Origin of the sequence: Streptomyces cupreus (assembly GCF_014257025.1) — a bacterium.
GTDB lineage: Bacteria > Actinomycetota > Actinomycetes > Streptomycetales > Streptomycetaceae > Streptomyces > Streptomyces cupreus.
In genome coordinates this window covers 210,277-232,192 of sequence record NZ_JACMSF010000003.1, presented here as the reverse complement: position 1 = coordinate 232,192, position 21,916 = coordinate 210,277, and the positions used below count along the sequence as shown (strand labels likewise).

Genomic DNA, 21,916 nt, shown 5'->3' with positions numbered 1-21,916 from the left:
GCAGCGGGGCTCCCGATGATTACTTGATCTTGCCGAGCTGGGCCGTGACGATCTCCGCCGGGACCTCCGCCGCCTTGCCCGTGCCGAGCGACGCGAAGTTCACCGTGTAGAACGTGGCGATGGTGTTGCCCTTGCGGACCACCTCGGTGTTGAAGGTGGCCGTGCCCTCGCCGTCCATGTCGACGTCTTCGGCGAACGCCACCGACTCGTCGCCCTGGCCGGACGCCTTCGCCGAGGCGACCTTGGTGACCTTGGAGTTCTCGCCGGCCGCCTTGAGGCCGTAGCCGCCGGAGCAGGCCGCGATGCCGTCGGTGACGGCCTTCATGGCCTTCTCGGCGCCGTCGCCCTCGTAGGAGGACAGGCCCACGAACGTCATGTTGATGTTGAAGGCGTCCTCGACGCTGTCCGGGGCGGCCGTCGCGCTCGACGCCTTGTCCTCGGCAACCGTGTTGGACGCGTTCGCCTCGGTGTCACCCGGAGCCAGGCCCGCCGTGGCCCACGCCAGCGGGTCGCACTCGGCCTTGTCCGTCTTCACCTCGGTCTTGGACTTGGGGAGCGTGTCGTCCCCCGTCTCGACCTTGTAGCCCTTGATGTCGCCCTTGGCGAGCAGCAGCTTCTCCAGCTCCGCGGCGCTGAGCGCCTTCGCGGCCTGGGCCGGCGAGGCGGAGGACTTCCCCGCGTCCGTGGACTTGGAGTCGTCGGACTCCTCGCTCGAACAACCCGTGATGAGGGCGAGCGTTACCGCGCTCATGGCGACCGTGGCGCCTATGCGCGCCCCCGATGATCTCTTCATGAGGCGGACTATGAAGGTTTGATTAAAGAAACGTCAAGTCAGTTCAGAAACCGTGACGTTCCCGCCGTATCGAATACACCACGAAGCCCGCGCCCAGGGCGAGGGAGAAGGTCCCGCCGACGACGTAGGGCGTGGTGTCGAAGCTTCCGGTGTCGGCGAGTTCGATGTCGGAAGTGTCCGTGGCGGCGGCCCGGGCCTGCTGGGTGACCTGTGTCGACGGGGCCGTCGAGGGCACCTCTCTCGCCGGCTCGTCCCCGGTCGCGTTCGCGGACGGGACGAACCACAGGGCGCCCAGCAGGGTCCCCGCGGCGGTGGCGGTCAGCAACGGACGGCGAGCGGATGACACGGAATATCGATCCCCTTGTGGCGCTGGCGAATTGGCCGTGTGGGGCGATGCTAATGAAAGGCGCGGGTCGTGGGAAAGTCGTGGGAGCCTCAAGACCTGCTCGGGCCGTACGCTCCGGGCATGAGCACTGAAGAGACATCACGGTTTGTACGGCTTCGGGTGGAACTCGTCCTGGAAGTGGACGACGCGGACGCCGTGACCAAGGCGGCCCTGAAGCGGATCGCTGACGACAGCGACATGCCCTCCGACGAGCGGACGCACGCCGAGAGTGCTGTGACGGAAGACACCGCCGAGGCGCTCGCGTATCTCGTGGATCCGTTCGACCTGGTCAGTGAGGTGCCGGGGATCGACCTGGCGCAGGCCTCCTGGTCCAGTGAGCAGATCGACTACGACCCCGACTCGCCGGACTGGGACCTCGACGAGGATGATGTCGACGAGGACGACGACGAAGAGACGGTTGGCTGAGCCCGCTTGGGGAAATCGTGACCCCGGTCGGCAACCGCCGTCCGGGGTTTCGTCGTCTCAAGGGGCGCACTGACCAACACCCACACCACCCGCCACGGCGGACGTGGTGTCCCCCACACCTCCAAGGGATGTGGAACGGGACGAACCGGTCGTAGCGTTAATGGTTCTTGACGGGGACTCTCGGGGTTCTGGGGATTCGGCAACGATGGAGAAGCGTGTGATAACGGTCGGTAAGCGGCGCAAGGGCCTCGCGGTCGCGTCCGCACTGCTCGGCAGTGTGCTGGTGCTTTCGGCGTGCTCCGGCGGTGACGAGGCCTCCGGCAACGACAGCGGCGGCAACGACACCTCGCAGGCCAAGGTCGACGAGGCGGCGGCCGAGAAGACCTCCGAGGCCCAGATCAAGATCACGCCGAAGGACGGCACCGACAACGCCTCCATCAACAACTCCGCCGCCGTCACCGTGAGCAAGGGCACGCTCACCGAGGTGACGATGACCACCGCCGACGGTGCCGCCGTCGAGGGCGCGATATCCGCGGACAAGACGAGCTGGAAGCCCAACGCCCCGCTGGAGCGGTCCACCACCTACAAGATCGCGGTGGAGGCCAAGGACGCCGACGGCCGCGTCGCGCATGAGAACGCCTCGTTCTCCACGGTCTCCCCGGACAACAGCTTCCTCGGCTACTTCACGCCGGAGGACGGCTCCACCGTCGGCGTGGGCATGCCGGTCTCGATCAACTTCGACAAGGCGATCAGCAACAAGGCCGACGTCCAGAAGGGCGTCACGGTCACCTCCAGCAGCGGCCAGGAAGTCGTCTGCCACTGGTTCAACGACACCCGCATGGACTGCCGGCCGGACGAGTACTGGCAGGAGGGCTCCACCGTCACGCTGAAGCTCGCGCTCGACGGTGTCGAGGGCTCCGAGGGTGTCTACGGCGTCCAGCAGAAGACGGTGACCTTCACCATCGGCCGTAACCAGGTCTCCTACGTCGACGCCAACACCAAGCAGATGAAGGTCACGCAGGACGGCAAGGTCGTCAAGACCATCCCGATCTCCGCAGGTTCGCCCGAGAACAAGACCTACGAGGGCACCATGGTGATGTCGGAGATGTTCAAGGAGACGCGTATGAACGGCGCGACCGTGGGCTTCACCGACGACGACGGCAAGGGCGAGTACGACATCAAGGACGTGCCGCACGCCATCCGCCTGACCAGCTCCGGCACCTTCATCCACGGCAACTACTGGGGTGCCGACTCGGTCTTCGGCAACGTCAACACCAGCCACGGCTGCGTCGGCCTGAACGACACCAAGGGTGCCGACGACAAGGGCACGGCGGGCTACTGGTTCTACTCCAACTCGATCGTCGGTGACGTCGTCGTCGTCCAGAACACCGGCGACAAGACGGTCGCCCCGGACAACGGCCTCAACGGCTGGAACATGAGCTGGGCGGACTGGCAGGCGGGCTCGGCGGTCTGATCCGCCTCCCCCCTCGTCACACGCGAAGCGGCCTCCGGGACCTGAGTCCCGGAGGCCGCTCACTTATTGTGTGTTACTTGCCGTAGTACGCGTTGTAGATCGAGATGGTCGCCTTGTTGCCCTTCTTGTCGGCGACCTTCGCGTGGAAGGAGACGGCCTTGCCCTTCTCCGGGTTCTTCACCGTGATCTTGCCGTTGGTGACGGAGACCTTCTTCCAGGTCTGGCCGTAGTCGTACGACACCCACACCGACAGCGACTTGAGGTTGCTGCCCGCCGCGGCGCCCACGACGCTGACCGGGAAGGTCTGCTTCTTACCGGCCTCGACCCGGCTGTCCAGACCCGTCTTCGCGTTGAAGCGGACCGTGGAGGCAGGGAGCTTGACCTGGTCGGCCGAGGACTTCTTGGACTTGAACGTCCAGCTCGCGTCGATCCGCGTGGAGGCGGCGGCGACCTTGACGCTCCGCTTCACCGAGGTCGTCAGCTTGTACTCGGCCTCGGCGGACGGGACCTTGAACAAGCCCTCACCGAACAGCGGGTCGTCGTTGGAACCGATCTTCGTGCCGTTGCGGTACAGCTCCGTCTTCACCGAGGTGAAGTCCGAGGAGCCGGCGTGCTTGGCGGCGTCGGCGAACAGCGGCAGGAACCCGTAGATGTTGTTGCCCTCGCGGAACAGGCCGTAGTCCGCGTTGATGTGCGGACCGAAGACCGCGTTGTTGAAGGTCTTCGTGTAGCTCTGGCCGGCCTTGAAGGTCTGCGGGTTGCCCAGCGTGTAGAAGGCGTCCGGGACCGGGAAGCCCTCGGGCGTGTGGCTGCCGTACTGCTCGACGTCGAACGTCCACTGGACCTTGTCGGACGTGGAGACGTACATCGTGCGGGTGCCCGGCAGCTTCTGCTCGACCGGCGTGCCGATCACGACGTCCGTCGGGAACATGCCCCAGGAGACCACGCCACCGGTCTTGCCGGAGGAGGAGGCGCCGAGGCGGTTCTTCACCGTGGCGAGCTCGCTCGCCTTGAAGTGGCGGACCTTGTCGCCCTGGATCTTCTTCACCTTGGCGGTGGTGGCCACGTCGTACTCGGCGCTCGCACCCTTGGTCCACTGGCCGCTCCAGGTCTGCTGCAGACCGGAGACCTCGCCGCCCAGGTGCTTCATGCGCACATTGGCGAAGGAGTCGAGTCCGACCCCGATACCGATGCCCGCCGGGTCGTACATGTAGCCGATCATCGCCGAGAGCTGCTTGGCCTCGGCGTCCGGCACCGTGATGTCGGCCGCCTGGGTCTTACGGGCGTCGATCGTCACCGAGGTGTCCTTGGTGACGTTCAGCCTCGGCTGGACCAGCCAGTCCAGGCCGCCCTCCAGGTTGCTGAAGTCCTTGGCGATCCAGGCGTCCAGCAGGTACTGGCCCTTGGGCAGCCGCAGCGTCGTGGTGCCGGAGGCGACCGGCGGAACCCCGTAGGAGCGGTTGGTGGCCAGGCCCGTGTAGCCGAGCAGGACGGTGTTGTAGACGTCGGTCGGCTGACCGTCCTTGCCGATGTGCTTGACGGTGACGTCGTACGACTCCACCTCACGCTGCACCGCGGCGGCCGTACGGACGCTCTGCCCGCCGCCCGTCGCCGTCACATACGCCGAGTAGGCGCCGTCCAGGGTGCCGCCCAGCTTGGTGTTGACGGTGACGTCGACGGTCGCCTTGCCGCCCGCCGGGACGGTCACCGTGGTGGCGCCCAGCTTGAAGAAGCCCGCCGGGGCCGGCTGACCCTTGGGGTTCGTGGCGGTCGCCGACAGCTTCAGGGTGACGTCCTGCGTACCGAGGTTGCGGTACGTCAGCTCCTTGGTGACCGGGGTGTCGTCGGTGTGCGGCCACTGCTGCACCCCGAAGCTCAGCGACACCGGGTCGGCGACCAGGGTCTGCTTGATGGCCTTGTCGACCTGGATCCGGCCCGAACCCTGCTCGAACGGCGTGTACTTGCCGCCCTTGGTGGACGCGGTCAGCGCGCCCTTGAGCTCGGCGTACGTCCACTCCGGGTGCTGCTGCTTCAGGATCGCGGCGGCGCCCGCGACATGCGGCGTCGCCATCGACGTACCCGAGATGGTCAGGTACCCGGCCGGCTTCTCGCCGACCTCCTGCTCGATCAGGCTGCCCTTGGCGGACGCGGCCGTGATGTCCACACCGGGCGCGGTGACGTCCGGCTTGATGGCGCCGTCGCCGAGTCGCGGGCCGGTGCTGGAGAAGTCGGCCAGCTTGTCCTTGTCGTCGACCGCGCCGACGGTGAGCGCGGCGTCCGCGCTGCCCGGTGAACCGACCGACTCCGGGCCGGAGTTGCCAGCCGCGATGGCGAACAGGATGCCCTTCTCGGCGGACAGCTTGTTGACCGCCGCCTCCAGCGGGTCCACCTCGGGGGTGTCCATGCCGCCGAGGCTGAGGTTGACGACCTGGGCGCCCTGCTCGGCGGCCCACTCCATGCCGGCGAGGATGCCGGAGTCGTCGCCGGAGCCGGTGTCGTCGAGGACCTTGCCGCTCAGGACCTGGGCGCCCGGCGCCACGCCCTTGTACTTGCCGCCGGACTTCGCTCCGGTGCCCGCCGCGATGGACGCGACATGCGTGCCGTGGCCGACCTTGTCCTCGTCGGTCGCGGCCGGGGTGAAGTTCTTCGAGGCGATCACCTGGTCCTTGAGGTCCGGGTGGTTCGCGTCGACGCCGGTGTCCAGGACGGCGATCTTGACGCCCTTGCCGTCGTACCCCGCCGACCAGGCCTTGGGGGCGCCGATCTGGGCCACGGACTTGTCGAGCGTGGCCTTGCGGGTGCCGTCGAGCCAGATGTGGGCGATACCGGAGGCGGTCTTGTCGCCGTTGGTGACGGCGTCCCAGAGGTCCGGCGTCTCGGTGTACGGCGTCTGCACCGCGTCCGCGTTCAGGGACTTCAGGGTGCGGCGCAGGTCGCCCGCCTCGCGGACGTCGGCCTTGGTGCCGGCCGCGGCGCCCTTGTAGCCGACGATCACCTTCAGGCCCTTGGCCTGCGACTTGCGGGTCGCGGACTTGTTGAGCTCGGTGATGTCGAAGAGGCGCTGGTCGAGCTTGCCGACGGTGATCAGCCGGGCAGCGTCGGCGGGTATGACGAGCGTGTGCCCGTCGGTCTTGCGGATCTGGACGGGTATGTGCTGACGTCCCTCCGCCCGCTGCAGGCCGATCACCCGGCCCTTGACGTCGACGGTGACCCGGTCACCCGTGATCAGGGTGATGGCGTGATGGGCCGTCAGCTGAGCGGCGTCGCTTCCGCGCTGCTCGGGCTTCGCCGACGCCGGGCTGGTCATGCCGGCGGCGAGGGCGACGGCGGCTGCCGTGGCGACGGTGGCCGCGCATGCTCTTTTCACTTGTCTGCGCAAGTTTCCCCCTTGCTGAAGTACCAGGCGAATTCCCCGTTCACCCGGCCGGGGGTGGTCCTGCACAGACGTGTGCACCCCCCGGAACACGAAGTATGCCGGGGGGTGATCAGCGACCTCAATAGACAGGAGACGGACAGAACCGGACTGTTATGAGCCCGCGTTTTCCTTGACGGAGATCTTTCCCTTGCGGATGGTCGCGAGGCGCGGGGCCTTCTTCGCAATGGACGAATCGTGCGTGACCATGATGAAAGTGAGCCCGAACTCCTTCCACATGCGTTCGAGTACGTCCATGATCTCGTCGCGCATCGATTCGTCGAGGTTGCCGGTGGGCTCGTCGGCGAGCAGCACCTTGGGCTGCTTGACCAGGGCGCGGGCGATGGCGACGCGCTGCTGCTGACCTCCGGACATCTCGGAGGGCAGATGCGTGAGGCGCTCGCCGAGGCCCACGGACCTCAGTGCCTCCGCCGCCCGCTCTCTGCGGTCCTTCACCTTGACTCCGAGCGGTACCAGGGCGGTTTCCACGTTCTCCTGAGCGGTGAGCGTGGGGATCAGATTGAAACTCTGGAAGACGAAGCCGATGTTTTCGCTGCGGACGCCGGTCAGTTTGGCCTCGGACAGTTTGGCGAGATCCGTGCCATCCAGAACGACCTCACCCGACGTCGGCCGGTCGAGCCCGCCGAGCATCTGAAGAAGAGTGGACTTGCCGCCGCCGGTCGGGCCCTGGATGACGAGCCGGTCGCCGTCGGCGATGGTGAGATCGACTCCGTCGAGCGCGTGAACGGTCTCTTTGCCTCGGGTGTAGAGCTTGGTGACGTTTCTGAGTTCGTACATGGGGTGTGGCTCCTGGGTGGGGTTCGGGGGTGGGGGAGCGGCAGTCGCTACTCGACTCGCCTCAGTGCGTCCGCCGGGCGCAGCCTCGACGCGCGCCAGCCGCCGAACGCGCCCGCGATCAGGCCGCCGGCCACCGCCAGGCCCACCGCCAGGGTGATCGTCGTCGCGCTGACCGGGGCCGTCAGGGCCACTTCCAGGGCGCTGGAGGCCTGTTGGGCCGCGGGGCCGCCCATGCCGCCGCCACCGGGGCCGCCACCGAAGCCGCCGCCCGTGGAGCCGAGCTGTGCCTCCAGCGTCGGGCTGATCGCCGTCACCGCGTAGGCGCCCGCCAGGCCGACCGCGATGCCCAGGACACCGCCCACCAGGCCGTTCACGACCGCCTCACCGACGACCTGCCGGGTCACCCGGCCTGACTTCCAGCCCAGCGCCTTCAGCGTGCCGAACTCCCGCACCCGGCGCGACACCGCCGACGACGTCAGCAGCCCGGCCACCAGGAACGCCGCCACCAGCACCGCGATCGACAGCCACTTGCCGACGCTCGACGCCAGGTCGGACGCCGTCGACAGCGACCCCGACACCGTGTCCGCCAGATCCGCCGAAGTCGTCACCGTCGTACCGGAGATGTTCTTCTGGATCGCCGACTTGACCGCGTCGATCCGCTGCGAGTCGGTCGCCTTGACGTAGATCGTGGTGACCTTGTTCTTCGAGTCGCTCAGTGTCTGCGCCTGCTTCAGCGGGACATAGAGGTTGGCCGCCGCGTCCCCGCTCTCGGGCGTGGCGATGCCGATCACCTCGAACTTGGTGCCCTTGACGGTGACCGTGGAGCCGACCTTCAGCTCCTTCTCCTTGGCGTACGACGCGTCGGCGACGACCACCTTCGCGTTCGTCTCCGACGACTTGAACGTACGGCCACTGGTGATCTTCGAGGAGGTCAGCGGACCCAGCGCGGGCTCGGTGACATCCGTGCCGTAGACCGAGTAGTTGTTGACGTCGAACTCGGCGCCACCGCCCTCGACCCGCCCCTCGGGCGACTGCATCCCGCCGCCGGGCAAGCCCTGCTGGCCGCCGTCGCCCTCCTGCTGGAACTCGCCGCGCCGGAACTGCCCGCTGACCTTGATGACCTGAAGGCTCAGCCCGCCGACCGCGTCCGAGACACCGTCCTGCGCACCGACCTTGTCCACGGTCGAGCTCGCCAGCGTCTGGAAGCCCTGGACCATGACCCGGTCGCTGCTCTGCTCCTCCTCGGAGTCGTTGTCCTGCGCGTCGAACTCGAACCGCGGGCGCTCCTGCTGACTGCCCTCGGCGGCGGCCGCCTTGGTGACGGTCATGTCGGTGCCGAGCCCGTACAGCGACTCCAGGACCTTGTCCTGGGCCTTGCCCATGCCCGAGGACACGGAGTTGACCACGATGACCAGGGCGATGCCCAGCGCGAGGCCGGAGGCGACGACGAGGGCCGCCTTTCTGCGGCGGCGCAGCTCGCGCCTCAGGTAGGTGAAGAACATGCGCCGCAAGCTAGGCACGGCGTGTGATGAAGGGTTAAGGCCGAAATAAGAGATGCATGAGAAGGCTGTCCGCGAGCCAGGAGCCGGCCCGCACAGGACTGTCAGATGGCTGGTTTTTCGCCCTGCGCTGAACGGGATCGGGCGGCGCCGGAAGAGCAGCTTCCGTCCGGCTTCCGTGCTTGTGTGTGCGCATGACGGCTCACACGGTGGAATACGTCCGGTACCGCGTCCCCGAGCAGCAGTCGGCGGAGTTCCTGGCCGCCTGCACCCGCGCCGCGGCCGTTCTCGCGGCGGCCCCGCAGTGCGTGGACTACGAACTCACGCGCTGCGAAGAGTCCGCCGAGGGAAGCGCGCACTTCGTCCTGCGTATCACCTGGACCTCGACCGAGGACCACATCAAGGGCTTTCGCACCTCGGAGGTGTTCCCCGACTTCCTGGCCGAGATCCGCCCCTACATCGGCAACATCGAGGAGATGCGGCACTACCAGCCGACCAGCGTGCACGGCTCGGGTGCGGCGGTGCCGACGCTGTACGCATGGGCGGGCGGGGCGGCAGCGCTGAGCCGTCTGACCTCGGCGTTCTACGACAGGGTCGTCAAGGACGACCTCCTGTCCCCGCTGTTCGAGGGCCTGGACCCGGCGCACGTCGAGCATGTGGCCCTCTGGCTGGGCGAGGTCTTCGGCGGCCCGACCGCCTACTCCGACACCCAGGGCGGCCACGGCCACATGGTCGCCAAGCACATGGGCCTGGCCATCACCGAGCCCCAGCGGCGCCGCTGGGTCAACCTCATCCAGGACGCGGCGGACGAGGCGGGCCTGCCCACGGACGCGGAGTTCCGCTCGGCGTTCCTGGCCTACGTGGAATGGGGCACGCGCCTGGCGGTCTACTTCTCCGGCCCCGACGCGCAGCCTCCGGCGGAGCAGCCGGTGCCGCGGTGGAACTGGGGGGCGGCGCCGCCGTATCAGGGCTGAGTGGCGGCCCCGGTCCCCGCCCGTGTCGCGTCCGTGCCCCAGCTGGCCAGCAGGCGCAGCGCCTCCGCGGACGGGGACCCGGGCTCCGCGTGGTAGGTGATCAGGCCCTGCTCGGTGTCGTCGGCCAGCCGGAACGACTCGAAGGAGAGGGCCAGTTCGCCGACCAGCGGATGGCGCAGCCGCTTGACGCCGTAGGTCTTCTCCTTGACGTCGTGCGTGGCCCACAGACGCCGGAACTCCTCGCTCTTCACGGAGAGTTCGCCGACCAGGGCGGACAGCCTCGGGTCGTCCGGATGGCAGCCCGCGTCCATGCGCAGATAGCTGACCATGTCGTACGCCTTCTGGTCCCACTCCAGGAACAGCTCGCGGTAGTCGGGATTGAGGAACACCAGCCGCGCCCAGTTCCGCTCCTGCGCCGGGAGTTGCCCCCAGTCGCCGAAGAGGGCCGCGGCCATCCGGTTCCAGGCGAGGATGTCGGAGCGGCGGCCCGTGATGTACGCCGGGACATCCGCCATCGAGTCCAGCAGGTGCCGTAGCGCCGGGCGCACCTGCTGGGTCCGCTCGGCCGGCTTCTTCTTGTGCTGCTTCGGCTTCGCCAGATGCGTCAGATGGGCATGCTCGGCGTCGCTCAGGCGCAGCGCCCGCGCGATGGAGTCCAGCACCTCCGCCGACACATTGCGTCCGTTGCCCTGCTCGAGCCGGGTGTAGTACGCCACGGACACCCCGGCCAGCTGCGCCAGCTCCTCGCGCCTGAGCCCCGGCACCCTGCGGTGCCGCCCGAAGTCCGGCAGCCCCACGTCCTCCGGCTTCAGCCGGGCACGCCGGGTGCGCAGAAACTCGCTGAGCTCGGCGCGCCGGTCCAGGCCGGCGCCGGGCTCCTGCGGGATTGCGGGCTGTTCGTCCATACGTCCAGTATTCACGGTCGTACGCACGCCAGCCTGACCCCGTCAGTAGTAGGAACAGCAGACGTACGCAAAGCTGTGACCTGGGTGAATGCTTGCGGGCCAGGCAGGCTGGTGGACGTGTCCGGACAGAAGGCAGCCGGGCGCGCAACCTCTAGGAGAACCACTCCCATGACCACTGTCGCCGCGTACGCCGCTCCCTCTGCCAAGGCCCCGCTGGAGCGCACCACCATCGAGCGCCGTGCCGTCGGTGAGTTCGATGTGCTGATCGACATCAAGTTCGCCGGCATCTGCCACTCGGACATCCACCAGGCCCAGGAGGGCTGGGGTGAGGCCATCTTCCCGATGGTGCCCGGCCATGAGATCGCGGGCGTGGTCGCCGAGGTCGGGTCCGGCGTCACCAAGTTCGCCGTCGGCGACCGCGTGGGCGTCGGCTGCATGGTCGACTCCTGCCGTGAGTGCGACAACTGCAAGGCCGGTCTTGAGCAGTACTGCACCGGTGGCGGCATGATCGGCACGTACAACGCCCTCGACAAGAACGGCGAGCCCACCTACGGCGGCTACTCCCAGCAGATCGTCGTCGACGAGAACTACACCGTCCGTATCCCGGACGGCCTGTCCCTGGACGTGGCCGCGCCGCTGCTGTGCGCGGGCATCACCACGTACTCCCCGCTCAAGCACTGGGGCGCAGGCCCCGGCAAGAAGGTCGCGATCCTCGGCATGGGCGGCCTCGGCCACATGGGCGTCAAGATCGCGCACGCGCTCGGCGCCGAGGTGACGGTCCTGTCGCAGTCCCTGCGCAAGCAGGAGGACGGGCTGAAGCTGGGCGCGGACCACTACTACGCCACCAGCGACCCGAAGACCTTCGAGGAACTGGCGGGCACCTTCGACCTGATCGTCTCGACGGTCTCGGCCCCGCTGGACTTCGGCGCCTACCTGTCGCTGCTGAAGACCGACGGCGCCCTGGTGAACGTCGGTGCCCCCGAGGAGCCGATCTCCCTCAACCTCTTCTCGGTGATCGGCAACCGCAAGACCCTCGCCGGCTCCATGATCGGCGGCATCGCCGAGACCCAGGAGATGCTGGACTTCTGTGCCGGGCACGGCTTCGGCGCGGAGATCGAGCTGATCGCCGCGAGCGAGATCAACGAGGCGTACGAGCGGGTGCTGGCCAGTGACGTCCGGTACCGGTTCGTGATCGACACCGCCACCATCTGAGCCCGGCCATCCGACCAAGGGCCCCGGAGGTTCCCCCGCCTCCGGTGCCCTCACCGTGTCTCGCGCGGGGACCACCACCAGCGAGGCGCTGCTGACCCCGGCAGGGCTCGCCCACGACCGCGGCTTCATGGCCGTCGACGAGAACGGCACGTCCCGGACCCGGACGACCGGTGCCCGGTGGGACGGCGCTCTCCGACGGGGACGTACGGCATCGGCTGGAACACCGGCCGCCAGGGTTCGGGCGCGGGGACCTCCGGGGCCGCGAGCAGTCGGTCCCGGAGTGTCTGTTGATATGCGGTGATCACTTCTGGAGTGCCTGGATTCCCTCGTAGGCGGACATCACCAGATCAAGACCTCGGGTGTCCTCGGCGGGTTCGCGCATCTGGTTGGTCACGTACGCCACCACCGCCCGGGTCTCCGGCTCGATCATCACCAGCGAGCCGCCCCAGCCGCCCCAGCCGTAAGTCGTGCCGAACAACCCGTAGCCGAGCCCCCATCGGGTCGGCATGCCGAGCACGCGGTCCTCGCCGCTGAACTGCTCCTTCCACGCCCGGTCACAGCCCGCCCGCGACAGCAGCCGCACCCCGTTCACCGTGCCTCCGCAGGCCATCGCCGACTGGACGAGGGCGACCGAGCGGGCGTTGCCGAAGCCGCTCGCGGCGGGGATCTGGGCGCGGCGCCAGGCGAGGCTGTTGCCGTCGCGGACGCGGACCCCGGTGGCGTCCGCTTCCGAGCTGCTGGCGTAGTCGTCGCCCTGGGACGGGGGAGGGACGGTGAGCGCCACCCGTCGGTCGTGCTCGGCGGGCAGCCCCATGTGGAAGTCCGCGCCGAGGGGCCCGGCGACCTCGTCCGCGAAGAACGCGCCCGGGCCGCGCCCGCTGATCCGCCGTACGACCTCGCCCACCAGGAACCCCTGGGTCAGCGAGTGATACCCGGCGGCGGAACCCGGCTCCCACAGGGGGGCCTGCGCCGCGAGCCGGGCGGTGGCGGTGTCCCAGTCGTACAGCTCGTCGGTGGTGAGCGGCGGGTCCCAGTCGGGCAGTCCGGCGGTGTGCGACAGCAGGTGCCGTACGCGCACCTTGTCCTTGCCGCCGGCCCCGAACTCCGGCCAGTACCGCACGACGGGCGCGTCCACGTCGAGCTCGCCGCGGTCGGCGAGGACGAGAGCGCACAGCGCCGTCATGGTCTTGGTGGTGGACCAGACGTTGACGAGGGTGTCCCGCTGCCAGGGAACGCTCCGCCCGGCGTCGGCGAACCCGCCCCATACATCGACCACGGGCTCGCCGTCGACGAAGACGGCCACGGCGCCGCCGACGTCTCCGCGATCGAGCAGATCGGCGAGTGCGTTGGGCACGGCGGTGAACAGATCGTCGTACGAGCCCTGAATGTCGGCCATACGGCCATCAAGCCCGCCCCGTGTCACCGGGCGCAACCGAATTCCGGTGTCACCTCTCCTGTTCACGCGCGTTGTTGATCGCCGACTGCAACTGCAACCAGGTCGGGTCTGCCTCGGTCGCGGTGTCCACCGTGGCCAGGTCGTCCGGCTCCCAGGCCCGGGCCCCGTCGGTGACGACGAGGTGTTCCTCCAGGTCGCCGTCCTCGGGGACTTCGGAGGTGGAGTCGAGGAAGGCCGTGACCGCGTCGCCGTTCTGGGGACGGGCCTCGGCGCTGCCCACGGACAGCAGCACGAGATCGCCTTCACCGCCGGCGACGAGGAGCTCGCCCGTCGCGGTCGCGGCCAGCGCCGTCACCCGGGAGCCGTCGAGGAGGTCGTGCTCGACCGCCTGCTGATTGTCGACGTCGAGCTCGATGAGCGTCCCGTTCGGCGTGCCGATCCAGAGCACGCCGGGCCGGCCGCCGAACGCGATGTTGTGCCGCGACCAGGCGTGCATCTGGGCGAGCCACTCCGGCGGGTACGGGTAACCCGGGCTGGGTTCGCCGAAGGTGGTCGCCAGAACGCGGTGAAGTGACGGGAATTCGAATACGTACAGGGTGTTGTCGTACGCGTTGCCGCGGATCGCGAGGTGGCGTCCGTCCGCGCTGAACACGGGCGTCTCGTAGCCGTCGACGTCAAGGATCAGCGCTCGGCGCAGCACCCGCATCGCAGCGGGCGCGGTTCCGCCGTCGACCCGCGCGAAGAGACCGAGCGTCGCGCCTTGGTTGCTGTGGAGCGTGACGACCAGCCCCCCGCCGGGATGCTCCGCGACCCCGGTGTCCCATGGCGGCCCGGTGCGCACGGCGCCCGAGGCGAGGTCGATGACGTCGGAACGCTCCCAGGCGTCGTCGTCCTCACCCGACGACGGGGATGCCCACAACGTCCGGCCGTCCGGGCTGAACGCGAGACCGCGGTAGCCGGCGGCGGACGGAAGGCCCTCCAGTACGGCGCACCCCTCAGGAGTCCACCGGACCGTCTCCTCCTCGCCCGCCACCACGAGCAGCGGCTGCTCCGGATGCCAGGCAACGGCAGGCGTCCGCTGCCACCGCTCCCAGCCCAGGGCATCGCCGTAGACGGCCGAGTCGGCGCCGACAGTCGCGAGTTCGCTCAGCTGCCCCGAGGAGTGATCCCAGACGTGGACAGCCGGCCGTAGCGAATCCAGTGCGGCGACGAGGGGAAGTCGCGGATGGCACACCAGCCGCTCAGCACACGCCCCACGCGCGCGTGCCATGGTTTTGGCAACAGTCACCGGGCCACCGTACTGATCCTCCGACTGCCCATCTCCATGGCCCCACTTGATGAGGCAAGACCTGCTTCCGAGAGCCATGCCGCGACTACTCTGGGTCCAGCTTGCAGGGAGATGGCGTACGTCGGGGGCGGTGGGGCATGCACATCCAGGTGCTGGCCGAGGGTGATGAGCGGGCACTGACGGAACTTCGTTCCTGGCTGGGGCGTGATCCGGGGACAACGGGGCTGCCGGTCGAGTCGGTGACCGGTGACGGGCCGACGATGGGGGTGCTCGAAGCGCTCGATGTGATCCTCTCCAACGCCACCAGCATCGCGAACTTCGCGGTGGCGTATGCGACGTGGCGCACCACCCGGCCGTCTCTTGCCGGGGCGGCCGACGGAGCGAGGACGCTGGTGCACGGCGACAGCACCGTCGACATCGGCCACCTCTCGGCGCAGGAGCTCGCCGAGTTGCTGCGGCGCCTGAACGATGACGGGGACGGTGCGGGCGACGGGTCCTGCTGATGGCGGTCGAGCAGTCCGGCTCCCGCGCGGTGCTGTTCGGGGTCCACGCCTACCAGCACCTGCCCGCCCTGGACGGCGTACGCCACAACGTGCCCGCCCTGCGGGACCTGCTGACCGCGCGGGAGGCGGGCGGGTTCGCAGGCGAGCACTGTGTGGCGGTGCCCGCCAACAGCACGCCGACGGCTCTGCTGGACGCCGTGCAGGACGCGGCGGACCACGCGCGGGGACTGCTGCTGGTGTACTACGCGGGGCACGGGCACTTCGGCCGGGACGGGCGCGCCCTGCTGCTGGCGACCCAGGCCTCCCGCCCGGACCGCCCGCACCACTCGGTCCCCTACGACGAGATCCGGGCGATCGTGGCCGCCTCCACGGCCCGGCACCGTGTCGTGATCGTCGACTGCTGCTTCAGCGGGGCCGCCCTGCACATGAGCGGTCAGGAACACAGCCCGGCGGCACCGGACTTCGAGATCGAGGGCGCCTGCGTGCTGACCTCGTCGGCGGAGACCGAGCGGTCGCTGTGCCTGCCCGACGGCAGCGTCTTCACCCGGGAACTGGTCCTGCTCCTGCGCGACGGCCTGACCGGGGCACTCTCCGACGGCCGGCGCGGTGAGCACCTCTCCCTGCTGACCATGGCCGACGTCTACGAGGCCCTGTGCGAGCGGCTGAAGGGCCGTACCGTGGACGGCCATCGGGTGCCGACACCGCGGATGAGCACCCGGGACGGCGGCCACCGCATCCCCCTCGCCGCCAACAGGGCCCGCGATCCCCGGGCGGCGTCCCCGCGGCCCTCGCCGCCCGTCGCACCGGTCACCGCCTATGCGGCCACCCGGTACTTCACCGGCCGCGAGGACGAGCTTGCCGCACTGGCACAGGAGGCGGGGCAGTCGGGCGCGGTGTGTGTCGTGCACGGACGCGGCGGCCAGGGCAAAACGGAGCTGCTCCGAGCGGCAGCCGCCCGCCTGGCCTCCGTCTACCCGGCCGGCTGCCTGGAGATCGACCTGCGCGGCTGGACCCCCGCCGAGAAGCCCCGTGACCCGCACATGGTCATCGCCGAGCAACTGCACCACATGGGCTACGGCCCCGAACGCGTCCCCACGGACCTGACGGCACGCACCGAGACCTGGCGACTGTTCCTCAAACAGCACCCCGTACTGCTCCTGCTGGACAACGCCCGCGACGCCGCACAACTGGCCCCGCTCCTGCCGCCCGCCGGATCACCGAGCGCGGCCATGGTCTCCAGCCGCTCCGAACTCCTCGACCTGAACGCCCATTGGCGGTGCGCACTGCCCCCGCTGCCGACCGAGCAATGCGTCACCGTCTGGCACAAGATGGGCGTCCCGCAGGACACCGAGGATCTCGACCGGATCGCCGCACGCATCAACGGCAGCGCCCTGGCCCTGGGCCCCATCGGCACCCGCCTGCTGCGCGGAGCCTCCCCCGCCGCCATCCTCGCCGCGCTGGCCGGACCCGACCGCTACACCGCCTTCCCCAGCCTCGACGCCGCCGAACGCGCCGCCTTCGACAGCGCCTACAGCGCCCTCGACACCGACCTGCGCAACCTGATCCACCAGTGCGCCTGGCACCCGGGCCCCGACTTCGCGCCCGACTCTCTCGCCGCGATGGCCGGGCGCCCCGAACACGAGGTGGAGGTCCGCCTCACCGAGATCGAACAACTCCTGATCCGCAAGAACACCCGCTACAGCCTCCACGACAGCAGCCTCACCTACGCCCGCCGAACGGCCGCCCTCCACTCCTCCCCGGAGGGGGAAGAGGCCAGCAGACAGCGGCTGTACCAGCACCTGCACTCGGAGCTCCAGCGAGCCCGGAAAGCCCTGGACAGCAGCGTGTCCCACGACGAGCGGGACGCGCGCAGCGCACGCGCGTGGCTCGACGCACATACCCCGGAACTCCAGACCGCGGCGCGCGTCGCGGGCGCGGGCAGCCGGCCGCGGACGGCCGGTTTCCTGCAAGCAGTCGCCAGATCGCTCTTACTGGACAACCGCTACATCGAAGCCCAGGAGCTCATCCAAACCGTCCTGAACAACACGCCCGCCGAGTCCCTGGACCATGCCGACGCAACCGAACGCCTCGGCGAGATCCACCGAATGCAGGGCCGGTTCGAGGACGCCACCGCCGCCTATCGGAACGCCCTGAACATCTACCGGACCATCGGCAGCCAACTCGGCCAGGCCAACGCCACCAAAGGCCTCGGCGACATCCACCAGGCGCAGGGCCGGTACGAGCAATCCGCCAGGGCCTACCAGGATTCCCTGCGCCTTTTCCAGTCCATGGGTGATCGCGTCGGCCAGGCCAACGCCATCAAGGGAGCCGGTGACATTCACCGCATACAGGGCCGGTACGAGGAAGCTGCCACGGCCTACCAGGACGCTCTGGCCCTCTACCGGTCCGTCGGCAACAGCCTCGGCCAGGCGAACACGATCAAAAGCCTCGGCGACATCCACCGCATGCGGGGCCGGCACGAGGGCGCCACCACCAACTACCAGAACGCCCTGACCATCTTCCGGACCATCGGCGACCGCCTCGGCCAGGCCAACGCCACCAAAGGCCTCGGCGACATCCACCAGGTGCAGGGCAGGTACGTGGAGGCCGCCGCCGCCTTCGAGGACGCCCTGACGATCTACCGGACGATCGGCGACCGTATCGGCGAGGGCAGTGCCATCCAACGCCTCGGCGACATCCACCAGGTGCAGGGCAGGTACGTGGAGGCCGCCGCCGCCTTCGAGGACGCCCTGACCATCTGCCGGACGACCGGCGACCGCCTCGGCCAGGCCAACGCCATCAAAGGCCTCGGCGACAGCCACCGAGCATGCCAACGGGACGCGGAAGCCGCCGAGGCGTTCCGTACGGCACGAGATCTCTACGCCGAGGTGGGCATCGCCGAATGGGCCGACATCTGCCGGCGGGCCCTCGACGAGCGATAGCCCCGGCCGCGCGGGCACGGAATCGCATGGAACCCTCGCGCGTTGAGGACAGTGACCGAGCTGACCGACATTGGAGGGGCCGTAATGGCTGCGCAGACGCAGAGGGCCGTGCTGGCCGGTGGGTGCTTCTGGGGGATGGAGGAGCTGATCCGTCGGCTTCCGGGTGTGACGTCGACGCGCGTCGGATACACGGGCGGTGACGTGCCGAACGCGACGTACCGCAACCATGGCACGCACGCGGAGGCCATCGAGATCCTTTTCGACCCCGAGAAGACCGACTACCGCGCGATCCTGGAGTTCTTCTTCCAGATCCACGACCCGAGCACCAAGAACCGCCAGGGCAACGACATCGGCCTCAGCTACCGCTCGGCGATCTACTACGTGGACGACGAGCAGAAGCGGATCGCCGAGGACACGATCGCGGATGTGGACGCCTCCGGACTGTGGCCCGGCAAGGTCGTCACCGAGGTGGAGCCGGTCGGCCCCTTCTGGGAGGCCGAGCCGGAACACCAGGACTACCTCCAGCGCTACCCGAACGGCTACACCTGCCACTTCCCGCGCCCGGGATGGCGGCTGCCCGCCCGCGCGGAGGACTGACCGCCGGACAGCCTGACGGCCGCCCGGGCATTGCCCGGGCTCAGTGCGGCAGCGTCGCCGGGCTGCCGCCGTTGGCCTCGTAGCCCGCGACCGCCAGCGCCCGGTACACCGCGAACTCGGCGGCCGGGTCCGGGGAGAGCGTCCAGGGCAGGGCACCGACATGGCCGTCGACGTGTATGAGCTGGTTCATGGCCTCCGCCCAGCGCTCGGCGCGGACCAGGAAGAACACCAGCAGATGGCGGACGTGCGCCAGGATCGGGTCCTCGGGGCGCGCCGAGTGGACCGCGTGCAGCGCGCCGTGGATCGCCTTCGACACGACCTCGCTCTGGTAGAAGCCGCTGACCAGGTTCACCTCGGGCAGATGCTCGAAGACGGCGAACAGCGGCATTGCCGCGAGCAGGGAACCCTGCGGCGCGCGGGCCGCCGCGGCCTCCGCGAAGCCGTACGCCTGCTCACGCGAGCCGTGCCACTTCTCGCACCAGTAGTGCAGCGCGGCCAGATGGGCGCCCATGTGGGTGGGCGCGCGGTCCAGGATCTTCAGCCAGAGCTGCTCGAACTCCGGCTGCGAGTAGGCCAGCCCACGGGCCACCGACAGCTCGACGATGTACGGGATCGGGTCGCCCGGAGCCAGCAGCGCAGCCTCGCCGCAGGCCGCCTTCGCCTCCTCCATGATGATCCGGAACTCGTCCGTGCCGGGCGCCGCGGTGCGCCACGCCTGCTGCACCAGGAACTCCGCGTGCACCGCCGCGCCGCCCGCGTCCTTGGGCTGCTCGGCCCGCCACACCCGCAGCCACTGCCCGCCGGGCGTGTCACTGACCCCGCCGGGCCGCTGCTGCAGCTCCAGGGAGGCCGCGCCCGCGAAGGCCTGCACCCGCTGCCAGCGCAGCTCGCCCTCGGTCTCGGTGCCCGCGAGCAGCTGCGAGGCCGCGCGATAGTCCTGGGTGCGCTGCACCAGGTCCAGCACCTCCAGCAGGTCCTGGTCGGGTCCGGGCATCCGGACGTCCAGCTCCTCCTGCCGTACGAACCCGTAGTTCGCCGGGTCCGCGGCGTCCGGGTGCCCCGGCGGGACCTGCTCGATCATGCCCCGCCTGCGCCGGATGAAAGGCAACACCACAAAGCCGATCATGACCAGCGCCATCAGGACCCAGAGAATCTCCATGCCTCAAGCGTTCCAGACCGCACGGACAATTGGCCAACCCGGTCCCCGGCCTGTGGATAACTCCTCCACCCGTCACCAGAGCCGTCGGCGCACTACGCTCATGACCTATGAGCGACAGGCACATCAGTCAGCACTTCGAGACGCTCGCCATCCACGCGGGCAACACGGCGGACCCCCTCACCGGCGCGGTCGTCCCGCCGATCTATCAGGTCTCGACCTACAAGCAGGACGGCGTCGGCGGCCTGCGCGGCGGCTACGAGTACAGCCGTAGCGCCAACCCCACCAGGACCGCCCTGGAGGAGAACCTCGGGGCCCTGGAAGGCGGCCGTCGCGGGCTCGCGTTCGCGTCCGGACTGGCGGCCGAGGACTGCCTGTTGCGTACGCTGCTCAGCCCCGGCGACCACGTGGTCATCCCCAACGATGCCTACGGCGGCACGTTCCGCCTGTTCGCGAAGGTCGTCGCCCGATGGGGCGTGGAGTGGTCGGTCGCCGACACCAGCGACCCCGCCGCCGTACGGGCCGCCATCACCCCGAAGACCAAGGTCGTGTGGGTGGAGACCCCCTCCAACCCGCTGCTCGGCATCACCGACATCGCCGCGGTCGCCCAGATCGCCCGGGACGCCGGCGCGAAGCTCGTCGTCGACAACACCTTCGCCACGCCCTACCTCCAGCAGCCGCTGTCGCTGGGCGCCGATGTCGTGGTGCACTCCCTGACCAAGTACATGGGCGGCCACTCCGACGTCGTCGGCGGTGCGCTGATCGTGAACGACGAGGGACTCGGCGAGGAGCTGGCCTTCCACCAGAACGCGATGGGCGCCGTCGCCGGCCCCTTCGACTCCTGGCTGGTGCTGCGCGGCACCAAGACACTGTCGGTGCGCATGGACCGGCACAGCGAGAACGCCACCAAGGTCGCCGACATGCTCTCCCGGCACGCGCGCGTGACGAAGGTGCTCTACCCGGGCCTGCCCGAGCACCCCGGTCACGAGATCGCCGGCAAGCAGATGCGGGCGTTCGGCGGCATGGTCTCCTTCCAGGTCGCGGGCGGCGAGGAGGCGGCCGTCGAGGTCTGCAACCGCGCCCAGGTGTTCACGCTCGGCGAGTCCCTCGGCGGTGTCGAGTCGCTGATCGAGCACCCGGGTCGTATGACCCACGCCTCCGCGGCCGGCTCCGCCCTGGAGGTGCCCGCCGACCTGGTACGCCTGTCCGTCGGCATCGAGAACGTGGAGGACCTGCTGGAGGACCTCCAGCAGGCGCTCGGCCAGTAACAGCGGGATTCACCAGCCAGTGAGCGGTGGAGTCACCTCCGACGGTGGCTCCACCCAGGGGCGCGCCATCAGCGCCCACACCAGGAACGCCACCGACGCCACGAACATCAGCAGCCACATCAGCCGCAGCGCGGCCCTGCGGCGCCGCAGCATCCGGCCGCCGCGCCGGACGGCGTCCCCGCAGAGGTCCGGCGGTACCGCCGGGGGCGTGCGCTCCATGATCCGCCGTACGGCGGCCTCCCGTTCGCTCCGGTTCATGACGCCGCCGCTCTCGCCCGTACGACCGCGGGGGCGGGGCCCCGTGGCGGGTGCAGCAGGGTCGCCGTGGCCCGGTCGCAGATCGTCCGTACGCGCTCGACGGGCAGACCGAGCAGGGCCGCCGTCTGTTCCTCGGCGACCCCCTCGTACAGCCTGAGGACGAGGATCAGGCGTTCCTGCGGGCCGAGGACGGCAAGCGCGCTGTCGGGGTGCGGGCGGGCCCGGCCGAGACCGCCGTACTGATGCCACGCCCCGCGCGCGAAGCGGGTGGCCAGATACTGACGGGCGTGGTCGTAGGGATCCTCGCCGCGCAGCCGGTCCCAGCCGGCGTACGTATGGGCGAGGGCGAGCGCCAGCAGGCGTCGCGCGCGTGGGTTGTCGGCCGGTGCCTCCGCCGTGAGCAGCGTCGCGGTGTGCAGCAGCCGGCCCGCCGCGCCCGCGACGAACGCCTCGAATTCCCGGGCCCGGCGCGCGTCTTGGAACGCATGCCGTTCTCGCACCGCGCCTCCCGCCTGAGGGCGACCCCCTGAGTCAGCGGATCCCGGCCACGTACGGGCGAACGAAGGGGACCCGGTTTCATATGAGGCCAGGGGCGGGCCCGGGGTCAAGAGTCGGGCGGCACGCGCGTGT

General features: G+C 69.5%; 19 protein-coding genes. 8 read left to right on the top strand and 11 right to left on the bottom strand.

Going from position 1 to position 21,916, the window contains the following annotated elements; translation table 11 throughout:
• Window positions 1–19: 19 nt before the first annotated feature.
• Complete coding sequence (locus H4N64_RS04410; protein WP_186280759.1) at window positions 20–793, bottom strand: hypothetical protein; 774 nt, start codon at window positions 791–793, stop codon at window positions 20–22.
• Between the two features lie 43 nt (window positions 794–836).
• Window positions 837–1,139, bottom strand: coding sequence for an LPXTG cell wall anchor domain-containing protein (locus tag H4N64_RS04405; RefSeq protein WP_186280758.1), 303 nt, complete (start codon window positions 1,137–1,139; stop codon window positions 837–839).
• 120 nt (window positions 1,140–1,259) lie between these two features.
• Between H4N64_RS04405 and H4N64_RS04400 the strand changes: the two genes are divergently transcribed.
• Together H4N64_RS04400 and H4N64_RS04395 are read left to right on the top strand one after the other, a co-directional pair.
• On the top strand, window positions 1,260–1,604 hold the full coding sequence (locus H4N64_RS04400; protein ID WP_186280757.1) for a hypothetical protein: 345 nt from the start codon (window positions 1,260–1,262) through the stop codon (window positions 1,602–1,604).
• Window positions 1,605–1,809: 205 nt separating this feature from the next.
• Complete coding sequence (locus tag H4N64_RS04395) at window positions 1,810–3,078, top strand: L,D-transpeptidase (protein ID WP_186280756.1); 1,269 nt, start codon at window positions 1,810–1,812, stop codon at window positions 3,076–3,078.
• 73 nt (window positions 3,079–3,151) lie between these two features.
• Here H4N64_RS04395 and H4N64_RS04390 read toward each other — a convergent pair whose 3' ends face one another.
• The 3 genes from H4N64_RS04390 to H4N64_RS04380 form a co-directional block, all read right to left on the bottom strand.
• Window positions 3,152–6,385 carry a S8 family peptidase gene (locus H4N64_RS04390; RefSeq protein ID WP_222108548.1) on the bottom strand — a complete coding sequence of 1,078 codons (3,234 nt, stop codon included), beginning with the start codon at window positions 6,383–6,385 and terminating at the stop codon, window positions 3,152–3,154.
• A gap of 219 nt (window positions 6,386–6,604) precedes the next feature.
• Window positions 6,605–7,288, bottom strand: a complete 684-nt coding sequence (locus tag H4N64_RS04385; RefSeq protein WP_186280755.1) for an ABC transporter ATP-binding protein — start codon at window positions 7,286–7,288, stop codon at window positions 6,605–6,607.
• Between the two features lie 47 nt (window positions 7,289–7,335).
• Window positions 7,336–8,790: an ABC transporter permease gene (locus tag H4N64_RS04380; protein ID WP_186280754.1), complete on the bottom strand. Its 1,455-nt coding sequence runs from the start codon at window positions 8,788–8,790 to the stop codon at window positions 7,336–7,338.
• Window positions 8,791–8,981: 191 nt separating this feature from the next.
• Between H4N64_RS04380 and H4N64_RS04375 the strand changes: the two genes are divergently transcribed.
• Window positions 8,982–9,761, top strand: a complete 780-nt coding sequence (locus H4N64_RS04375) for a group II truncated hemoglobin (RefSeq protein WP_186280753.1) — start codon at window positions 8,982–8,984, stop codon at window positions 9,759–9,761.
• Here H4N64_RS04375 and H4N64_RS04370 read toward each other — a convergent pair.
• On the bottom strand, window positions 9,752–10,666 hold the full coding sequence (locus tag H4N64_RS04370; protein WP_186280752.1) for a helix-turn-helix domain-containing protein: 915 nt from the start codon (window positions 10,664–10,666) through the stop codon (window positions 9,752–9,754). The two genes, H4N64_RS04375 and H4N64_RS04370, sit on opposite strands and share 10 nt — an antisense overlap.
• Before the next feature lie 168 nt (window positions 10,667–10,834).
• Here H4N64_RS04370 and H4N64_RS04365 point away from each other — a divergent pair, with 168 nt between their 5' ends.
• Entirely contained in the window at window positions 10,835–11,878 is a 1,044-nt protein-coding gene (locus H4N64_RS04365; RefSeq protein ID WP_186280751.1) for an NAD(P)-dependent alcohol dehydrogenase, read from the top strand.
• Window positions 11,879–12,179: 301 nt separating this feature from the next.
• Here the strand turns inward: H4N64_RS04365 and H4N64_RS04360 are convergent, their stop codons facing one another.
• On the bottom strand, window positions 12,180–13,274 hold the full coding sequence (locus H4N64_RS04360) for a serine hydrolase domain-containing protein (RefSeq protein ID WP_186280750.1): 1,095 nt from the start codon (window positions 13,272–13,274) through the stop codon (window positions 12,180–12,182).
• Between the two features lie 49 nt (window positions 13,275–13,323).
• Window positions 13,324–14,562, bottom strand: a complete 1,239-nt coding sequence (locus H4N64_RS04355) for a WD40 repeat domain-containing protein (RefSeq protein ID WP_336246629.1) — start codon at window positions 14,560–14,562, stop codon at window positions 13,324–13,326.
• Window positions 14,563–14,699: 137 nt separating this feature from the next.
• Here H4N64_RS04355 and H4N64_RS04350 point away from each other — a divergent pair, with 137 nt between their 5' ends.
• From H4N64_RS04350 to msrA, 3 genes are all read left to right on the top strand, one after another.
• Window positions 14,700–15,065, top strand: a complete 366-nt coding sequence (locus H4N64_RS04350) for an effector-associated constant component EACC1 (protein ID WP_186280749.1) — start codon at window positions 14,700–14,702, stop codon at window positions 15,063–15,065.
• Complete coding sequence (locus H4N64_RS04345) at window positions 15,065–18,007, top strand: caspase, EACC1-associated type (RefSeq protein WP_186280748.1); 2,943 nt, start codon at window positions 15,065–15,067, stop codon at window positions 18,005–18,007. Before H4N64_RS04350 ends, H4N64_RS04345 begins: the two co-directional genes overlap by 1 nt.
• A gap of 84 nt (window positions 18,008–18,091) precedes the next feature.
• The gene (gene msrA, locus H4N64_RS04340; RefSeq protein ID WP_186280747.1) at window positions 18,092–18,604 is read left to right on the top strand and encodes a peptide-methionine (S)-S-oxide reductase MsrA; all 513 of its coding nucleotides are present in this window, start codon (window positions 18,092–18,094) and stop codon (window positions 18,602–18,604) included.
• A 40-nt stretch (window positions 18,605–18,644) separates the two neighbouring features.
• Here msrA and H4N64_RS04335 read toward each other — a convergent pair whose 3' ends face one another.
• Window positions 18,645–19,763: a hypothetical protein gene (locus tag H4N64_RS04335; protein ID WP_186280746.1), complete on the bottom strand. Its 1,119-nt coding sequence runs from the start codon at window positions 19,761–19,763 to the stop codon at window positions 18,645–18,647.
• A gap of 107 nt (window positions 19,764–19,870) precedes the next feature.
• On the opposite strand from H4N64_RS04335, the gene H4N64_RS04330 reads away from it, so the two are divergent.
• A complete protein-coding gene (locus H4N64_RS04330) occupies window positions 19,871–21,028 on the top strand; it encodes a cystathionine gamma-synthase (protein WP_186280745.1) in 1,158 nt (385 codons plus the stop codon).
• Window positions 21,029–21,037: 9 nt separating this feature from the next.
• Here the strand turns inward: H4N64_RS04330 and H4N64_RS44800 are convergent, their stop codons facing one another.
• Window positions 21,038–21,286, bottom strand: a complete 249-nt coding sequence (locus H4N64_RS44800) for a hypothetical protein (RefSeq protein ID WP_186280744.1) — start codon at window positions 21,284–21,286, stop codon at window positions 21,038–21,040.
• Window positions 21,283–21,786: a sigma factor-like helix-turn-helix DNA-binding protein gene (locus tag H4N64_RS44795; RefSeq protein WP_186280743.1), complete on the bottom strand. Its 504-nt coding sequence runs from the start codon at window positions 21,784–21,786 to the stop codon at window positions 21,283–21,285. Before H4N64_RS44795 ends, H4N64_RS44800 begins: the two co-directional genes overlap by 4 nt.
• Between the last annotated feature and the right edge of the window lie 130 nt (window positions 21,787–21,916).